Annotated in this window: 13 protein-coding genes; all 13 read left to right on the top strand. The window is 68.9% G+C overall.

What is annotated here, in order from left to right; translation table 11 throughout:
* Positions 1-52 precede the first annotated feature (52 nt).
* The 13 genes from uvrC to gap all read left to right on the top strand — a co-directional run bounded on the left by uvrC (position 53) and on the right by gap (position 16,136).
* Positions 53-2,017 (top strand): excinuclease ABC subunit UvrC, encoded by a 1,965-nt coding sequence (uvrC, locus tag H9X80_RS04915; RefSeq protein ID WP_204793226.1) that lies wholly within the window; start codon positions 53-55, stop codon positions 2,015-2,017.
* Between the two features lie 246 nt (positions 2,018-2,263).
* Entirely contained in the window at positions 2,264-3,871 is a 1,608-nt protein-coding gene (locus H9X80_RS04910; RefSeq protein ID WP_204793225.1) for an ABC transporter substrate-binding protein, read from the top strand.
* Positions 3,872-3,992: 121 nt separating this feature from the next.
* The gene (locus H9X80_RS04905) at positions 3,993-4,958 is read left to right on the top strand and encodes an ABC transporter permease (RefSeq protein WP_204793224.1); all 966 of its coding nucleotides are present in this window, start codon (positions 3,993-3,995) and stop codon (positions 4,956-4,958) included.
* A gap of 4 nt (positions 4,959-4,962) precedes the next feature.
* Positions 4,963-6,984 (top strand): dipeptide/oligopeptide/nickel ABC transporter permease/ATP-binding protein, encoded by a 2,022-nt coding sequence (locus tag H9X80_RS04900; protein ID WP_204793223.1) that lies wholly within the window; start codon positions 4,963-4,965, stop codon positions 6,982-6,984.
* On the top strand, positions 6,985-7,809 hold the full coding sequence (locus H9X80_RS04895; RefSeq protein ID WP_204793222.1) for an ABC transporter ATP-binding protein: 825 nt from the start codon (positions 6,985-6,987) through the stop codon (positions 7,807-7,809).
* Positions 7,810-7,951: 142 nt separating this feature from the next.
* Positions 7,952-8,878, top strand: coding sequence for a dihydrodipicolinate synthase family protein (locus H9X80_RS04890; protein WP_204793221.1), 927 nt, complete (start codon positions 7,952-7,954; stop codon positions 8,876-8,878).
* An 8-nt stretch (positions 8,879-8,886) separates the two neighbouring features.
* Positions 8,887-9,843 carry an ROK family protein gene (locus H9X80_RS04885; RefSeq protein ID WP_204793220.1) on the top strand — a complete coding sequence of 319 codons (957 nt, stop codon included), beginning with the start codon at positions 8,887-8,889 and terminating at the stop codon, positions 9,841-9,843.
* Between the two features lie 80 nt (positions 9,844-9,923).
* Positions 9,924-10,610: an N-acetylmannosamine-6-phosphate 2-epimerase gene (locus tag H9X80_RS04880; protein WP_204793219.1), complete on the top strand. Its 687-nt coding sequence runs from the start codon at positions 9,924-9,926 to the stop codon at positions 10,608-10,610.
* Between the two features lie 201 nt (positions 10,611-10,811).
* Positions 10,812-11,933, top strand: coding sequence for a Gfo/Idh/MocA family protein (locus H9X80_RS04875; RefSeq protein WP_204793218.1), 1,122 nt, complete (start codon positions 10,812-10,814; stop codon positions 11,931-11,933).
* Entirely contained in the window at positions 11,930-12,829 is a 900-nt protein-coding gene (gene pfkB, locus H9X80_RS04870) for a 1-phosphofructokinase (protein WP_204793217.1), read from the top strand. The genes H9X80_RS04875 and pfkB overlap by 4 nt, the downstream gene beginning before the upstream one ends.
* A gap of 128 nt (positions 12,830-12,957) precedes the next feature.
* Positions 12,958-13,884: an RNase adapter RapZ gene (gene rapZ, locus H9X80_RS04865; RefSeq protein WP_204793216.1), complete on the top strand. Its 927-nt coding sequence runs from the start codon at positions 12,958-12,960 to the stop codon at positions 13,882-13,884.
* Between the two features lies 1 nt (position 13,885).
* The gene (gene whiA, locus H9X80_RS04860; RefSeq protein ID WP_204793215.1) at positions 13,886-14,830 is read left to right on the top strand and encodes a DNA-binding protein WhiA; all 945 of its coding nucleotides are present in this window, start codon (positions 13,886-13,888) and stop codon (positions 14,828-14,830) included.
* 280 nt (positions 14,831-15,110) lie between these two features.
* Complete coding sequence (gap, locus tag H9X80_RS04855) at positions 15,111-16,136, top strand: type I glyceraldehyde-3-phosphate dehydrogenase (RefSeq protein ID WP_204793214.1); 1,026 nt, start codon at positions 15,111-15,113, stop codon at positions 16,134-16,136.
* Positions 16,137-16,232: the final 96 nt, after the last annotated feature.

Below are 16,232 nucleotides of genomic sequence, written 5' to 3'. Positions count from 1 at the left end.
GGCGTGACCCCCGCGCCTCGTCCCGCGGCGCCGCGCGCCCTATAATGACCCCATGCCAAGCGAGAGGAACATAGACGAGCACCTGGCTCGGCTCGCCGCCGAGGTGGCGCAGGTCCCCACCGACCCCGGCTGCTACCTCTGGAAGAACGCCCAGGGCGAGGTCGTCTACGTGGGCAAGGCCAAGAACCTGCGCGCCCGCATGCGCCAGTACGTGACGCTGCAGGACGACCGCGAGAAGATCCCGCTCATGATGCAAGTGGTCGACTCCTTCGACTACGTGGTCGTGGGCTCCGAGCACGAGGCGCTCGTCCTGGAGCGCAACCTCATCGCGCAGTACCACCCCTACTTCAACGTGGATTACAAGGACGACAAGTCCTACCCGTTCATCGCCATCACGGAGTCCGACGTCTTCCCGGCCATCAAGTACACGCGCGAGAAGCACAGGAAGGGCACCCGCTACTTCGGCCCCTACACCGACGCCAAGGCCGCGCGCGAGACCATCGACACCCTGCGCAAGGTGGTTCCCATCTGCATGGCCAGCTGCGCGGAGTGGAAGCGCGCCCGCCGCCTGCTCGAGCGCGAGCCCGACCAGGCCGCCGTGGCCAACATGCTTTTGGCCAAGCGCTGCCGGCCCTGCTTCGACTACCACGTCGGCCGCGGCCCGGGCGTCTGCGCCGGCATGATCGACACCGTGGAGTACGCGCGCCACGTGGACCAGGTCGAGCGCTTCCTCCAGGGGCACCGCTCCGAGATCGTCGGCGAGCTCACCGACCAGATGCGCGCCGCGGCGGCCGACCTCGACTTCGAGCGTGCCGGTCGCATCAAGGCGCGCCTGGAGACCCTCGACGCGCTGGACGACCGCCAGCAGGTGGTCTTCTCGTCCAGCGTGAGCCTCGACCTCATCGGCTTCTACCGGGAGGAGACCATCAGCTGCGCCTGCGTCTTCGTGGTGCGCGAGGGCCGCACGGTCCGCTCGGTGGAGTTCGTGCTGGACAAGGGCCTCGACGTGCCCGAGGAGGAGCTCGTCTCCGGCTTCGTCAAGCGCTACTACGACGAGACGGCCGACATCCCGTCCGAGGTGGACCTTGACGTGGAGCTCGCCGACGCCGAGGTCATCGCCGGGTGGCTTGCCGAGAAGCGCGGGCACGGCGTGCGTCTGCACCGTCCGCAGCGCGGCGAGAAGCGCCACCTGCTCGACATGGCCGCCGCCAACGCCCGCCACGCGCTCGCGCGCTACATGGTGCGCACCGGCTACGCCGACGAGCGCACCAACCAGGCGCTCCTGCAGCTGGAGAGCGCGCTGGCCCTGGACGCGCCGCCGATGCGCATCGAGTGCTTCGATATCTCCACGCTGCACGGGCGCTTCACGGTGGCCTCGATGGTGGTCTTCACCAACGGGCGGCCGGACAAGTCCCAGTACCGTCGCTTCAAGATCCGCACCGAGCTCGACGAGGCAAACGACTTCGTCTCCATGTCCGAGGTCCTGGGGCGCCGCTACGCCCCCGAGCGCATGGCCGACGAGCGCTTCGGCTCCCGCCCGGACCTGCTCGTGGTGGACGGCGGCAAGCCCCAGCTCACCGCCGCGATCAACCAGCTCGCCGAGCTCGGGCTGGACATCCCGGTCTGCGGCCTGGCCAAGTCCGACGAGGAGATCTTCGTCCCCTGGGACGAGACCCCGGTGGTGCTGCCCTCCGGCTCGCCCTCGCTCTACCTCATCAAGCAGGTGCGCGACGAGTCCCACCGCTTCGCGATCACCTTCCACCGCGAGCTCCGCGACAAGGCCATGACACGCTCGGTGCTCGACGACGTGCCGGGCGTGGGCCCCAAGCGCAAGCGGGCGCTCATGCGCCGCTTCGGCTCGCTCCGGCGCCTGCGCGCGGCGAGCGAGGAGGACATCGCGGCCACGCCCGGCGTGCCCGCCGAGGTGGCCCGCGCCGTCTGGGAGACCCTGAGGGTTTCAGAAGAGATACCACTTGCTGAAAATTCAGCTGGCGAGAAGAACGGTAACAATCCGTAGACTATTCGTTAACTGGGGCGCATTGAGCCCAACACATTGACTCTCTATATATATAAGGCGTGCCTCGAAGCCCCTGCGGTTCATACCAGTGAACTGCCGGTTTACCGGATGTTAACCGTCTGGGGTACTCGTTGGTGCCGTCTGCCAGTTTAAGGCGAGGTGCACCCCAGGGGCACGCCGTAAGGTAGGTGAGGAAGGGACGGCCGCCGCCAAGAGGCGGTCGCAAGGAGGAGAAAAGGGAAAACCATGAAGAAGCTTACGAGCAGCGCCGTGACCCGTCGCACGTTCCTGGGTGGGACCGCTGCGGCGTCCGCGCTGGCCCTCGCCGCGTGCGGCGGCGAGACCACGCCCGCCGACGACGGCGGCGAGGGTGGCGAGACCACCTCGGGCGGCGGCACCATCGCCGCCGGCTCCGCGTACGCGCCGTCGGACTACAACCCCACGTCCACCTCGTCGGCCTTCTGCCTGGGCGCCAACTGGCACGTCCTCGAGGGCCTCTACGGGACCGACCCGCACGACTACAGCACCTTCCCCGAGCTCGCCACCGGCGACCCGGAGCAGGTCGACGACACCCACTTCACCGTCACCCTGCGCGAGGGCGCCACGTTCTCCAACGGCAACCCCGTGACCGCCGCCGACGTCGTCGAGTCCTTCGACCGCACCAAGGCCAACACCACCTACGCCGCCTTCCTGACGCCGATCGACTCCCTCGAGGCCACCGACGACGCCACCGTCACCGTCACCACGGCCATCGCGAACTTCTCGCTGCTCAAGGAGCGCCTGGCGCTCGTCCGCGTCTTCCCGGCCGGCACCACCGACGAAGAGCTCTCCGACACGCCCGTCGGCTCCGGTCCCTGGATGTACGACGACATCACCGACAACACTGTCGACCTGGTGCCGAACCCCAACTACAACGGGTCGCTTCCCGCCGAGGACGCCGGCCTGCACTACGACATCCTCACGGACGCCACGGCCCGCATGACCGCCCAGCAGCAGGGCACCACGCACGTCATGGAGTCGGTCACCGCCGACGCCATCGAGACCATCCAGTCCGCCGGCTGCAAGATCGACCAGGTCCAGGGCTTCGGCACCCGCTTCATCATGTTCAACACCGCCAAGGCGCCGTGGGACAACGTCACCGCCCGCCAGGCCATCATGTATGCCATCGACACTGACAAGATGGTCACCAACATCTTCAACGGCCTGGCCGCCCCCGCCAGCTCCTACATCCCCAAGGACTTCCCCAACTACCAGGAGGCCTCCGTCGTCTACACCTATGACGCCGAGAAGGCCCAGTCCCTGCTCGACGAGGCCGGCGTGACCCCGGGCGACCTCGTCATCCGCTGCACGGACAACACGCAGGCGTCCGCCATGGCCACCCAGGTCCAGCAGGACCTCTCGGCCCTCGGCTTCAACGCCTCCATCGAGGAGGACACCTCGGCGGCTACCTACGCGGCCATTGACGGTGGCACCGACAACTTCGACATCCTCATCGCCCCGGGCGACCCGTCCTGCTGGGGCGCCGACCCGGACCTGCTCCTCAACTGGTGGTACGGCGACAACGTCTGGCAGCAGACGCGCACCGGTTGGGGCAGCTCGCCCGAGTTTGCCCAGCTCCAGGAGCTCATGACGACGGCCCTCGGCCAGTCCGGCGACGAGCAGCAGGCCACCTGGAAGCAGTGCTACGACATCATCGCCGAGAACTGCGTCCTGTACCCGCTCATCCACGTCCAGACGGTGACCGCCTCCTGGGCCGACGCCACCGCGCCGTCCCTGGGCACCGCAATCGAGGGCTTCTCGGGCATCGGCACCACCGGCATGTACTTCCTCGGCTGCAAGACCGTCAGCGCGTAGTTCTTCTCGCCGCGCCCAGCGCGCCCATCGCGGGACGGTGACGGCGGACACGCACGAGGGGTCCGGGCTCCTGTACGCTCGGGCCCCTCTTTCTCAATGAAGGCAAGAGAGAGGAGAGGGTATGAACAACCTTCTGCGCCTTATTGGCAGGCGTCTCATCGCGCTGCCGATCATGGCCCTGGGCGTCACCCTGCTCGTGTTCTTCCTCATGTCGTTCACGGACCCCTCCATCCCGGCTCGCACCGTCCTCGGCGAGGGCGCGCCCCCGGAGGCCGTGGAGGAGTACATGGACGAGCACGGCATGAACGACCCGTGGCCCGTGCGCTACGTCAACTACATCGGCGGGCTTCTCCACGGCGACCTCGGCACCTATGGCAGCCGCCAGACGCCCGTGGCCGACGCCATCGCCTCGGCGCTGCCCGTCACGATGCAGCTCACGTTCTTCGGCCTGCTGATCGCCGCGGTGGTCTCGTTCACGCTCGGCGTCATATCGGCACTGTACCGAGACAGATGGCCCGACCAGATAATTCGCGTGTTCTCCATCGCGGGCATCGCGACGCCGTCCTTCTGGCTGGCGGTGCTCCTGATACTTCTCGTCTCGATGGCGGGGCTCACGAGGGTTTTCCCGTCATCCGGCGCGTTGCCCAACCTCTTCACCAACCCGGCCGGCTACTTCGGGCGCATGATCATGCCCGCCATCGCGCTGGCCTTCCCGGTCATCGGCCAGATGACGCGCATCGTGCGCACGGCCATGGTCGAGGAGCTCGACAAGGACTACGTGCAGACAGCCCGCGGCTCGGGCATCCCCGAGAAGGTCGTCATCGCCAAGAACGTCCTGCGCAACGCCCTCATCACCCCCGTCACCACGCTCGGCCTCAAGATCGGCTACCTCATGGGCGGAGCCGTCGTCATCGAGGTCATCTTTGCGCTCCCCGGCATGGGCACGCTCATCCAGCAGGGCATCACCGGCGGCGAGGTCATGCTCGTCCAGGGCGTCGTCGTGGTGGTGGCGCTTGCGTTCGTCGTCATCAACATCGTGGTTGACATGCTCTACCTCTTGATCAACCCGCGCATTAGGACGGTGTAGGCTCATGGTCAAGATCAGAGAACAGCAGACCCAGAAGCTCGAGCAGGCCGCCGCAAGGGGCGCGAGGCTCGGCGGCCTCAAGAGGATGAGCCTCTCGAGCAAGATCTCGCTCGTCCTTCTCGTCCTCGTGGCGCTCTCCGCCATCCTCGCCCCGGTCATCGCCCCGCACGACCCGCTCCAGATCTACCAGGCCTACCAGCCGCCCAGCTCCGAGTTCCTCTTCGGCACGGACAACATCGGCCGCGACATCCTCTCCCGTATGCTCTACGGCGGGCGCTACTCGCTGGTCATCGGCTTCGGCGCAACCGCGCTCGCGCTCGTGCTCGGCTCGATCATCGGCGCGATCGCCGCGGTCTCGCGCAAGGCGATCTCCGAGGTCATCATGCGCGTGCTCGACGTCATCATGTCCATCCCGGGCATCGCGCTCGCGGCCATCCTGGTGCTGATCCTCGGCAACTCCGTGCCGGCGATCATCTTCTCCATCGGCTTCATGTACACGCCGCAGATCGCGCGCATCGTCCGCGCCAACGTGGTGTCCGAGTACGGCGAGGACTACGTGCGCGCGGTCATCGTCTCCGGCGCCCGCGCCCCGTGGATTCTCATGAGGCACGTCCTGCGCAACTGCATCGCCCCGATCATGGTCTTCACGGTCACGCTCGTCGCCGACGCCATCATCTTCGAGGCGTCGCTGACCTTCATCGGCGCCGGCATCGCCGAGCCCACCGCCACGTGGGGCAACATCCTGTCCTCCGCGCGCGACGGCGTCCTCCTTGGCCGCTGGTGGCAGGCCCTGTTCCCGGGCATCGCCATCATGGTCACGTGCCTGGCGCTCAACATCCTCTCCGAGGGCCTGACCGACGCCATGGCGGCCGCCCCGGCCGCCCCCGTGGCGAGCGAGAACGCCGAGAGCCGCCGCGAGGCCGACCTTCTGGTGGCCGACCCGGTGCGCGCCTACAAGGAGCAGGCCGACTCCCTCAAGCGCAGGCTCTCCGCCCTGCGCGAGGTCGAGCTCGCCCGCACCGACCGCCGCGTGCCCGACTACTCGGTGGAGCCGCTGCTGCAGGTCAAGAACCTCTCGATCGGCTTCCCGCGCCACGGCGACGTCAACGTGGTCGACAACGTCTCCTTCGACGTGCGCCCGGGCCAGTGCATGGCGCTCGTGGGCGAGTCCGGCTGCGGCAAGTCCATCACCACCAAGACCATCATGAACCTCCTGCCCGACTCCGCTCGCATCACCGGCGAGGTGCTCTACAAGGGCCAGGACCTGCTCAAGCTCTCCAAGGAGGAGCACCGCAAGCTGCTCGGCCACGAGCTCGCGATGGTCTACCAGGACTCGCTCTCCTCGCTCAACCCCTCGATGCTCATCTCCGCGCAGATGAAGCAGCTCACGAGCCGCGGCGGCACCCGCAGCGCCGAGGAGCTCCTCGAGCTCGTGGGGCTGGACCCCAAGCGCACGCTCGAGAGCTACCCGCACGAGCTCTCCGGCGGCCAGTGCCAGCGCGTCATCATCGCCATGGCGCTCACGCGCGACCCGTCGCTCGTCATCTGCGACGAGCCCACCACCGCCCTTGACGTGACGGTCCAGAAGCAGGTCATCAAGCTCCTGAACGACCTTCAGAGAAAGCTCGGCTTCGCGATGATCTTCGTGTCCCACGACCTGGCCCTCGTCGCCGAGGTCGCCTCCGAGATCACCGTCATGTACGCCGGCCAGGTGGTCGAGTCCGCCCCCACCAAGGAGCTGCTCACCAACCCGATTCACGAGTACACCCAGGGTCTTCTCGGCTCCGTGCTCTCCATCGAGGCGCACGACGGCAGCCGCCTGCACCAGGTGCCCGGCTCCGTCCCGAGCCCGGCGGACTTCCCGAAGGGCGACCGCTTCGCGCCGCGCTCGAGCCACCCCACGGTGGGCCTCGACGTCCGTCCCATCCTGAAGCCCGTCCCCGGCGCCGACCACCACTTCGTCGCGGAGATTCCGGACGAGGAGCTTGCGAAGTACGGTCTCGTCTCTCGACTGGAGGTGAGGTAGATGGCTGAGAGCAGCACCGGGCAGACGCCCATCATCTTCCTTGACAACATCTCGGTCACGTTCAAGTCCCGTACGGGCTCGCTCTTCCACCCCAACCTCGTGCACGCCGTCAACGGCCTCACGCTCAAGCTCATGCCCGGTGAGACCATCGGCATTGTCGGCGAGTCGGGCTGCGGCAAGTCCACCACGGCCAACGTCATGTGCGGCCTGCAGTCGCCGACCGCCGGCCACGTGTACTTCAAGGGCGAGGACGTCACCAAGCGCACCGCGGAGCTTCGCAAGAAGATCGGCCGCGTGGTCTCGGTGGTGTTCCAGAACCCGGCTACGGCCCTGAACCCGCGCATGTCCGTGCACGACCAGCTGCTCGACCCCCTCGTCGTCCACAAGGTGGGCTCGGACGAGGAGCGCGAGGAGCGCGTGCGCGAGCTGCTCGGCGTCGTCGGCCTGCCGTCGTCGGCGATGTACGCCCTGCCCGGCCAGCTCTCCGGCGGCCAGCGGCAGCGCGTCGCCATCGCCCGCGCGCTCTCCCTGCGCCCGGACGTCATCATCGCGGACGAGCCCACCTCGGCGCTCGACGTCTCGGTCCGCGCGCAGATCCTCAACCTGCTCACGGACCTCAAGCACGAGCTCGGGCTCGCCATGGTCTTCATCAGCCACGACATCCAGACCGAGCGCTACATCTCGGACCGCATCGTCGTCATGAACCACGGCCAGATCATGGAGGAGGGCCCCGCGAAGAAGATCTTCGAGGACCCGCAGGACGCCTACACCAAGACGCTCCTCGCGGCCGCGCCCTCGCTGCTCCATCCCAACCTCGGCCGATAGCTGCGCACCCCAGGCGGGCGCGTCCTGCGGGGCGCGCCCGCACGGCCAATCGGTGAGCGGCGGGCCCGTCCCGCCGCGCTTGTCATAGCATCACAGTACTTTGTCCCCGGCGGCCAAGGGCCGCCAGATGGAAAGGATTGGCATGGCAGACAAGAAGTTCTCCGGCGTCATCCCGCCCGTGGTGGTCCCGCTCAAGCAGGACCGCAGCCTCGACGTGGCGTCGTTCGAGAAGAGCGTCAACCGCATGATCGAGGCGGGCGTGGACGGCCTCTTCATCCTGGGCTCCTCCAGCGAGGTGGTCTTCTCCACCGACGAGCGCCGTCGCGAGGTCATCTCCAACATGGTCCGCATCGTCGACGGGCGCGTCCCCGTGCTCGCCGGCATCATCGACACCGAGACCGAGCGCATGATTGAGCACGGCAAGGCGGCCGAGCAGCTGGGCGTGGACGCCCTCGTGGCCACCTGCCCGTTCTACGCCCTGCAGGGCATCGACGAGATCGAGTGGAGCTTCCGGTGCCTGCACGACGCGCTCGACCTGCCGCTCTTTGCCTATGACATCCCGGTCTGCGTCCACAACAAGCTCGACTGGAAGATGCTTTTGCGCCTGGGCGAGGACGGCGTGCTCACCGGCGTCAAGGACTCCTCCGGCGACGACATCTCCTTCCGCTTCCTCTGCATCGCCAACGAGGAGGCAGGCCACCCGCTGACGCTGCTCACCGGCCACGAGGTCGTGGTCGACGGCGCCTACCTCGGCGGCGCCGACGGCTCGGTCCCGGGCCTCGCCAACGTGGAGCCCTACGGCTACGTGCGCATGTGGAAGGCCGCGCAGGAGGGTGACTGGGCCACGGTCAAGGCCGAGCAGGACCGCCTGGCGCGCATCATGCACATCACCGACGTCACCAAGGGCGTCAAGGGCTTCGGCGCGGGCGTCGGTGCGTTCAAGACCGCGCTCATGCTCATGGGCATCTTCGAGACCAACCAGATGCCGCGCCCCGTCCACTCGCTCAAGGGCGAGAACGTCGACGCGATCCGCAAGGTCCTCGTGGACACCGGGCTGCTTGAGGGATAGGAGTCGTCATGAGCCAGACCATCGTCGCCGTCGACGTCGGCGGCACCAAGATCGCGTGCGGGCTCGTCACCCTGGGCGGCGAGAAGCCCGTCATCTCCAAGGTCGAGAAGGTCCCCACGGACGCCATGGCCGGCGGCGAGCACGTGCTTGCCACGGTGCTGGAGCAGGTCAAGGCCGCCATCGAGCGCGCCGACGAGGCGCCCTGCGGCGTGGGGATCTCCTCCGCCGGCGTGGTGAACCCCCGAAACGGCGACATCACCTTTGCCAACGAGCTCATGCCCGGCTGGGGCGGCACCCACCTCGGCGCCGAGGTCACGGCCGCGACGGGCCTGCCGTGCCGCGTCCTGAACGACGTCCACGCCCACGCCCTCGGCGAGGCGCGCTGGGGCGGCGGCCGCGACGCCAAGAGCTGCCTGGTGGTGGCCGTGGGCACCGGCATCGGCGGCGCCTTCGTGGAGCGCGGGCAGATCATGCTCGGCGCCCACGACGAGGCGGGCCACATCGGCCACGTCTGCTGCCCGGCCGCCGCGGGCGTGCCGTGCAGCTGCGGGGCCACGGGGCACCTCGAGCCCGTCGCCGCCGGCCCGGGCATCATCGAGGAGTACGTGCGCCTGGGCGGCGACGCCACGCAGGCCGACGGAGCGCCGATGGACGGCGCGGAGATCGACCGCCGCGCCGCCGCGGGGGACGCCGCCGCGCAGGCCGCGGAGGCCCGCGCGGGCCGCGCCCTCGGCGAGGTGCTGGGGTCCATGTGCAACATGCTCGACCCGGACTGCGTGATCCTCTCCGGGTCGGTGGCCCAGTGCGGCCCCGCCTGGTCGGACGCCCTGGCCGAGGCCTTCCGCGGCCAGGCCATGCCGCCGGTTGCCGCCACGCCCGTCGTGGACGGCGAGCTCGGCGGGGACGCCCCGCTCATCGGCGCCGCGGAGAACTTCGTCAGCTCCGGCTACGCCGAGATCGCCTGAGACGAAGGGACGGTCCCTTCATCTCGTTCAACGTTCCATGAGGCAAAGGGACTGTCCCTTTGTCTCGTCAAGGAGGAGAGATGTCACATCACCCGCTCGTGGAGTCCCTGCGTGGGAAGCTCATCGTGAGCGTCCAGGCCTATCCGGGCGAGCCCCTTCGCCACCCGGAGACCATGGCCCAGATGGCCCGCGCCTGCGAGCTCGGCGGCGCGGCCGCCATCCGCTGCCAGGGGCTCTCCGACATCGCCGCCATCAAGGGCCGCGTGGAGATCCCCGTGATCGGCCTGTGGAAGGAGGGCCACGAGGGCGTCTACATCACGCCCACGCTGCGCCACGCGCTGGCGTGCGTGAACGCTGGCGCCGACGTGGTGGCCCTTGACGCCACCGACCGCCCGCGCCCGGACGGCCGCACCTTCGAGGAGACGGTCGAGGCCATCCGCGCCCAGAGCGACGTCCTCGTCATGGCCGACTGCATGACCATCGAGGACATCCGCCGGGGCGTGGCCGCCGGCTGCGACCTCGTGTCCACCACGCTCTCGCACAACAAGCCCGCCATCGACACCACGATGGACGACGGCCCGGACCTCCCGATCCTCAGGCAGGCCGTGAGCGAGTTCCCGGACGCTGCCATCATCTGCGAGGGCCACGTCCACACCCCGGCCGACGCGCGCGCCGCCCTGGACGCAGGCGCCTGGGCCGTGGTGTCCGGCACCGCCATCACGCACCCCACGAGCATCACCAGCTGGTTCGTCGACGCGCTCAAGTAGGGGCGCCACCCATCGCACGTCACCCGCGCGGGGTCACGGCGTCTGCCGCGGCCCCGCGTTCTTCTCGCCGCCGTCAGGGTACGGCAAGGGCGCACCTCCGGGGCGTCGCCCGGCTCCCGCGAATTTGCCGCCCGGCATAGCCCGGGCCGCCCGCTTGCGCAACAATGGTGAGCCAGGAAACGAGGAGAAAGGGAGACCCCCATGGCAGACACCACCCCGAGCACCGCCGCCCCGCTCGACTCCGCGGCCGCCGCCACCGCGGCCTTCGCCGCCGTCCAGGGCCAGCCCTTCCCGGAGGAGGTATTCCGCGCTCCGAGGCTCAGGTGGGCCGTCATCGGCTGCGGCGTCATCGCCAACCAGATGGCCGCCTCGCTCGCCCTGGCGGGCCGGCGCCTCCACGGCGTGGCCAACCGCACCCACGAGAAGGCCGTCGCCTTTGCCGAGAAGTACGGCGTGGAGCGCGTCTACGACTCCTTCGAGGAGCTCTACGCCGACCCCGAGGTCGACGCCGTCTACATCACCACGCCGCACAACACCCACATCACCTACCTGCGCGCGGCCCTCGCCGCCGGCAAGCACGTCCTCTGCGAGAAGTCCATCACGCTCAGCTCCGCCGAGCTCGACGAGGCCCGTGCCATCGCCGACGCGCACGGCGTGGTGCTCATGGACGCCACGACGATCCTGCACATGCCACTCTACCAGGAGCTCCTGCGCCGCGCCGAAGCGGGCGAGTTCGGCCGGATGAACCTGGCCCAGCTCAACTTCGGCTCCTACAAGGAGTACGGCGATCTCACCAACCGCTTCTACAACCTGCGCCTGGCCGGCGGTGCGATGCTCGACATCGGCGTCTACGCGCTCAGCCTCATGCGCCTGTTCATGGCGTCCCAGCCCACCGAGGTGGTCTCTCTTGGCAACCTCTGCGAGACGGGCGTCGACGTGGCTGGCGGCATCGTGGCGAGAAACGCGGAGGGCCAGCTCGGCGTCGTCTCCCTGACGCTCCACTCCAAGCAGCCCAAGCGCGCCGTGCTCTCCTTCGACAAGTGCTATGTGGAGGTCATGGACTACCCGCGCGCCGACCACGCCACCATCGTGTGGACCGCCGACGGCGCGCGCGAGGAGGTGCGCGCCGGCGAGGAGGGCTACGCGCTCTGCTACGAGATGGCCGACCTCGAGGCCGCCGTGGCCGGCGACGAGTCCAAGCGCGCCCTCATCGGCTACGTCTCCGACGTCATGGAGCTCATGACCCGCCTGCGCGTGGACTGGGGCGTCACCTACCCCGAGGAGAGCGCGCCGGGCGTCCCGCGCGAGGGGACGTCCCGATGATCTACACCGTCACGTTCAACCCGTCGCTCGACTACGTCGTCCGCGTGGACGGCATGCGCCTCGGCGCCATCAACCGCACCACCTACGAGAAGATCCTGCCAGGCGGCAAGGGCGTGAACGTCTCGATCGTGCTCGGCAACCTCGGGCACGCGAGCCGCGCGCTGGGCTTCGTCGCCGGCTTCACGGGCGCCGAGCTCTGCCGCCTGTGCGCCGCGGCCGGCGTGGACTGCGACTTCATCCACGTGGCCGAGGGCATGACGCGCGTCAACGTCAAGGTCAAGAGCGCCGAGGAGACCGAGCTCAACGGCCAGGGGCCGACCATCACGCCCGCCGACGTGGAGGCGCTTCTCTCCCGCCTGGACGCGCTCGGGGCGGGGGACACGCTCGTGGTCTCCGGCTCGGTGCCGGCGTGCCTGCCCCCGGACATGTACGAACGCCTCATGCGGCGCGTGGCCGGCCGTGGCGTACGCGTGGTGGTGGACGCCGAGCGCGACCTCCTCACGCGCGCCCTGCCCCTGCACCCCTTCCTCGTGAAGCCCAACAACCACGAGCTCGGCGACATCTTCGGCGTCACGCTGAGCCGCCGCGACGAGGTCGTCCCCTACGCGTGGCGCCTGCAGGAGCTGGGCGCGGCCAACGTGCTCGTCTCGATGGCGGGGGAGGGCGGCGTCCTCGTGGCCGAGACGGGCGAGGTCCTCGAGCACCCGGCGGCGCGCGGTACGGTGGTCAACTCCGTGGGCGCCGGCGACTCCGCCGTTGCGGGCTTTCTGGCCGGCCTCGCCGAGACGGGCAGCTACGAGGCCGCCTTCCGCATGGCGCTGGCGACCGGCTCTGCGAGCGCGTTCTCGGAGGGCCTGGCCACGCGCGCCGAGGTGGAGGCGCTGCTCGCGTCCTGAGACCGGGGTGCGGCCCTGCCCTGGGGCGTGTTCGTCTACCCCGAGGGCGCGGCCTCACACCCCGTGGTCCTTCTCGCCACGGGCTTATTGGCTGGGGTATCCTGAACACATCGGAGAAAGGGGTCGCAATGGAGCAGGCCGGGCAGCAGATGCGCGCCGCCGAGAGCGCCGCGCGCGTTCCCGACGTCGTGGTGATCACGGGCATGAGCGGCTCGGGGCGGACGCAGGCCCTGCACGTCTTCGAGGACATGGGCTACTTCTGCATCGACAACCTGCCGCCGCGCCTCCTGCTCCAGCTGGCCGAGCTCGTGGGCATCAACACCGGCGTGGGGCGTCACCTCGCCGTGACCTGCGACCTGCGCTCCCAGGGGCTCTTCGACGAGTTCTCCGACTCCGTGACCCAGCTGCGCGAGCACGAGATCTCGGTCAAGGTGGTCTTCCTCGACACCTCTGACGAGATCCTCATCCGTCGCTACGACGAGAACCGCCGCCGCCACCCGCTCGCCGCGCCGGGGGAGTCGGTGGCCTCAGCCATCGCCCGCGAGCGCTCGCAGCTCGAGGGCGTCCGCGACACGGCCGACCTCGTCATCGACACAAGCCACCTGCGCACGAAGGACCTGCGCTCCCGCCTGCGCCGCGCCTTCTCCGAGCTCACCGACCAGCAGCTCATGGAGGTCAGCGTCTTCTCCTTTGGCTTCAAGCACGGCATGCCGGTGGAGGCGGACCTCATGATCGACGTGCGCTTCCTGCCCAACCCCTTCTACGACCCCGAGATGCGCACCCTGACCGGCAACGACCCCCTGGTGCGCGACTTCGTCCTGGGCAACCCCACCACCGAGCAGTTCCTCGACGCGTGGTACCGCCTGCTCGACGTGGCAATGCCGGGCTACGTGGCCGAGGGCAAGAGCCACCTCTCCATCGCGGTGGGCTGCACGGGCGGCCAGCACCGCAGCGTCGCCATCGCCGCCGCCACGGCCGCCTACCTGGAGCGAGGCGGCTACCACGTGAGCCTCTCGCACCGCGACCTCGCGCTCGCCAACGTGAGGACGAGCTAGCATGTCCTTCACCGCGGAGGTCAAAGACGAGCTCTCCCGCGTGGAGGCGCCCACCGCCGAAGCCGAGCTCGCCCAGCTCTCGGCCCTCATCCGCGTGTGCGGCACGCTTTCCTTCCGGGGGTCGGGGCGCTACTCGGTCCGCATCGCCACGGAGACGGGCGCGGTGGCGCGCACCGTCATCAAGCTCACGCACAAGATCTTTGACCTTGACACCTCGCTCACCGTGCGGCGCTCGGTGCTGCACAAGACCCGCAACTACCTCATAGAGATGCCCGAGCAGGACGAGCTGGCCGCCGACCTCGTGAGGCTGGGGATCTTGGTCCCGGGCCGCGGGCTTGCCACCGGGGTGCCCGCGGCGCTGCTCTCGACCCGCCCGGCGCGGGAGGCCTTCGTGCGCGGCGCCTTCATGGCCGGCGGCTTCATCGCGGACCCGCGCGGGGACTTCCACCTGGAGATTGCCGTGACGGGGGAGGACTTCGCCCGCGGCCTCGTAGAGCTCGTGGGGTCGTTCGGGGTCTCGGCGCGCCTCAACCGCCGCCGCGGCGCCTTTGCCATCTACCTCAAGAGCTACGATGACGTCATCGCCCTGCTGCGCGCGATGGGGGCGGGGCGGATGGCGCGCGTCGTGGAGGTGGCGCGGGCCAAGAAGTCCGTCAAGAACGACGTCAACCGCCGCGTCAACGCCGAGATGGCCAACCAGGCCCGCTCCACGGGGGCCGCCGCCGCGCAGCTCGACCTCATCGACCGGGCGGAGCGCGAGGTCGGCCTAGCCTCGCTGCCGCCGGCCCTGCGCGCGTTCTGCCAGGCCCGCCGCGCCCACCCCGAGCTCAGCCTCGCCGCGCTTGGGGAGGAGCTCGACCCGCCCGCCTCGAAGTCCGCCATGTACCACCGGGTCCTGCGCCTCGAGGAGCTCGTCGCGGAGGCCGAGAAGAACCAGGGGCGCTGACCGCGGTCTCTGGGGGACAGGCACCTGCCACGGGACAGGACCGTGGCGCCGGGGACGGGCGCACGCCGCGGCGCCGAGGGGGCCGCAGGCCTGTCCGGCGGCAGGTGGAACCCCGCCCCTCCCACACCTGAGCGCGCCCGGCTCAAATTTCCCCCGCCTGTTTCAGGATTACGTGCTTCACGCGCGCGCGTCTGGGGTACACTATCAGACGGTTAGGGCAGTGTGCCCTGTGCTTGGTTCGCCGGGGAAGGACCCCGGTGGCACCGTGAAAGGAGAAAGCATGGCAGTAAAGGTTGCTATCAACGGCTTTGGTCGCATCGGCCGTCTGGCGTTCCGTCAGATGTTCGCGCACGAGGGCACCGAGATCGTCGCCATCAACGACCTCACCTCCCCCGACATGCTCGCGTACCTCCTGAAGTACGACTCCACGCAGGGCAACTACGGCCGTGACCACGAGGTGACCTCCGACGAGGACTCCATCACCGTCGACGGCAAGAAGATCACCATCTACAAGGAGGCCGACGCCAACAACCTCCCCTGGGGCGAGCTCGGCGTGGACGTCGTCCTCGAGTGCACCGGCTTCTACACCTCCAAGGCCAAGGCCCAGGCGCACATCAACGCCGGCGCCAAGAAGGTCGTCATCTCCGCTCCCGCGGGCAACGACCTTCCCACGATCGTCTACAACGTCAACCACGAGACGCTGACCGCCGATGACAACATCATCTCCGCGGCCTCCTGCACCACCAACTGCCTCGCCCCGATGGCCAAGGGCCTCAACGACTTCGCCCCGATCGTCTCCGGCATCATGACCACCATCCACGCCTTCACCGGCGACCAGATGCCGCTCGACGGCCCGCAGCGCAAGGGCAACAAGCGTCGTTCCCGCGCCTGCTCCGAGAACATCGTCCCCAACTCCACCGGCGCCGCCAAGGCCATCGGCCTGGTGCTCCCCGAGCTCAACGGCAAGCTCATCGGCGCTGCCCAGCGCGTCCCGACGCCGACCGGCTCGCTGACCAACCTCTACTGCGTCGTTGACAAGACCGTCACCGTCGACGAGGTCAACGCTGCCATGAAGGCCTACGCCGAGACCATCCCCGAGACCTTCGGCTACAACGAGGACGAGATCGTGTCCCGCGACATCGTCGGCGAGACCCACGGCTCGATCTTCGACGCCACCCAGACCATGGTCCAGGACCTCGGCAACGGCCAGAGCCTCGTTCAGGTCACCTCTTGGTACGACAACGAGAACTCCTACACCTCCCAGATGGTCCGCACCATCAAGTACTTCGAGAAGTTCGTCGCGTAGCCTCAGCTTCGCATCAGCTTTTCGCAAGGGGTGCGGTCGCAGCTCACAGGGCCGCGGCCGCGCCCCTTTTCGTAAGGTACCCGCAAGTCGCAAGGA

Origin of the sequence: Olsenella profusa (genome assembly GCF_016900315.1) — a bacterium.
In the GTDB taxonomy this organism is placed as follows: Bacteria; Actinomycetota; Coriobacteriia; order Coriobacteriales; family Atopobiaceae; genus Thermophilibacter; species Thermophilibacter profusus_A.
This window is presented reverse-complemented; position numbering and strand designations above follow the sequence as displayed.